Source organism: Ferruginibacter sp. (genome assembly GCF_014377975.1).
GTDB lineage: Bacteria > Bacteroidota > Bacteroidia > Chitinophagales > Chitinophagaceae > Ferruginibacter.
In genome coordinates this window covers 1-2,245 of sequence record NZ_JACMOO010000268.1, presented here as the reverse complement: position 1 = coordinate 2,245, position 2,245 = coordinate 1, and the positions used below count along the sequence as shown (strand labels likewise).

Below are 2,245 nucleotides of genomic sequence, written 5' to 3'. Positions count from 1 at the left end.
TTGCACCGTTGATTTTGAAGTGTTGTAACAACAAAACTCAACAAAAAAGGCGGTAGTTGAAATCTTCAACTCCGCCTTTTGTATTATTCAAAGATTCTTTATCTCACAACCTTTTTAACTCGGATGTCAGTAATTAAATTTTCTAAAACTGCCTAGTATTTATATAAGCAGATAAATTCAAAATTAGAATGTAGGATTAAAAATCAAGTGACAATTAATTTTCATCTCGTTTAACTCCAAATACCTTTGATCTTTTTCATTGCTTTTCTTCCCTCTTTTTGTCTCTTGGGATGGTGTGCAAACCTGCATTTGATCAAATTCACTTTTACAGTCCTTGTATAGCTTTGTCTTAACCCAAGAGAGGCGTCTGCTGCTATGGCCCTGCTATTTGTTAATAATCTTAATTGCAAGCTTGGTATCGGTAGGAAAGGTGATGTTCTTTTCCTGTACTGTTGTGTCCACATTGACAATGCTGGCCTTGTCAATGTGGACAGTAAACAAAGAAACGCTCATGGCAAGAATGGTTTCTACCCCTTGCTGACCTATCCGGTTCCTGAAATGGACAAGGTCGCTTGGATCACAGGGTAGTTCCCAGTTAAAATACAGCTCTCCGGTAAAATATTGATAATAAGGGTTTTGCTTCCATACTTCAACCAGGGTCTCGTCTGAATAGTTGAACATTTGTTTAAGCATGAGCAAACCTGCCATCAGGCGGACAGGTTTGGACGGTGTGCCTGTTTTGGAATAAAAACCCTCGAATGAACTCTCTAAAGACTTCCAGTCCAGTTTTGCAGCAAGCTTGAGAAGGGAATTGTCAAAATCAATGAAAGAGCTTAAAAGTGGCCTGAAAAGGTCCGTCTGTGGGGTGATTTGTGAAGGTGATTTGCCTAGCATTTACCTTTATTATCTACAACATTTTGATACAAAAAACGAAAATCCTGCAATTATGAAAACATTCATTACCGTTATTTAACTATTAATCAATTGATATATAATCGATTATAAAGTTGCTAAGGGGTGACTAATTAAAAAATATTAAGTGTATTGAGTTTTCTTAAGCCATAATACAGGATGAATGAACATGATAAACCCTCCCGAAAAGGAGGCTCATTCTACTTGGTAGACTCTATTGCTTATAGGTTGATCTCCACCGAGCCTATTTCCTCTTCAAGCTTACAATCTTAAAGTAATACAATTCTAAAGCCAGTTTCACAAACTATTTTTGACAACGTTACGAATGAAAAAGAAATTTAAAATATAGAAAATATTGATGAAGAACTTCCTGTAAAAGTAAATTCAAACAAGTGGAAAATTTGCAGAATAAAATACGCGGTGAACAATTTTAAATTATTAAAGCCATATAACCTAACGCATACCCTGTTTAAGAAGTATTTGGAATTGCAACAAAATACAGGACAAAAATTAAGCAACTAATAATTGGTTTTTAGATTTTTCTGTAAATAAATAAGGGGTAGAATAATCAAGAGTAGAGTGCATTCTATTTCTGTTGTACCATATTTCTATATAATGAAATACATCAATTGCAGCCTGCGTTTTAGTCTTATAGTTTTTACCATAGATCCATTCAGTTTTTAAGGTTTTGAAAAAGCTTTCTGCTACAGCATTATCCCAACAGTTACCCTTCCTGCTCATACTCCTTGTTACAAGTGGATTTTTACTTAACAATTGGGTAAATTCATTGCAGGCATATTGGACTCCCCTGTCAGAATGAAAGATTATATGATTTTTAGGTTTTCTGTTACTTACTGCCATTTTCCATGCTGGCAAGGTTGTATCGTCTGCTCTCATCGTTGAACTCAATGACCACCCTACAATCTTTCTGTCGGCAAGATCCAATATCATGGTCAAATACAACCAACCTTCTCCTGTTCGGATATAAGTAATGTCTGATACCCACTTCTGCGCTATTTGACTAGCATTAAAATCTCTTTTAAGTATATTCTCTACTACCGGATAGGTGTGTTTTGAATCAGTTGTTACAACAAACTTTTTCGTTATCCTGCTTCTTATATTTTCACTTTTCATTAACCTGGCAACTCTTGGACGTGAAACCATACAGTTATTGGCTCTGAGTACCTTGGTAATCCTGGGACTTCCATAGGTCTGATAACTATCTTTGTGGGCCAATTTAATCTGATCAATTATCAGTTGATTTTTAACATTCCATTTCCCTTCTTTCATATCATTCCAGGCATAAAAACTACTTCTGCTTACATGGAGAACT

Annotated in this window: 2 protein-coding genes; both read right to left on the bottom strand. The window is 35.5% G+C overall.

Annotated elements, in window-relative coordinates; genetic code table 11:
* Positions 1–384: 384 nt before the first annotated feature.
* Positions 385–894: a transposase gene (locus tag H7254_RS14070; RefSeq protein ID WP_301933567.1), complete on the bottom strand. Its 510-nt coding sequence runs from the start codon at positions 892–894 to the stop codon at positions 385–387.
* A gap of 528 nt (positions 895–1,422) precedes the next feature.
* Positions 1,423–2,245: IS3 family transposase (locus tag H7254_RS14065; protein WP_301933566.1), on the bottom strand; the 823-nt coding region annotated here is incomplete at its 5' end.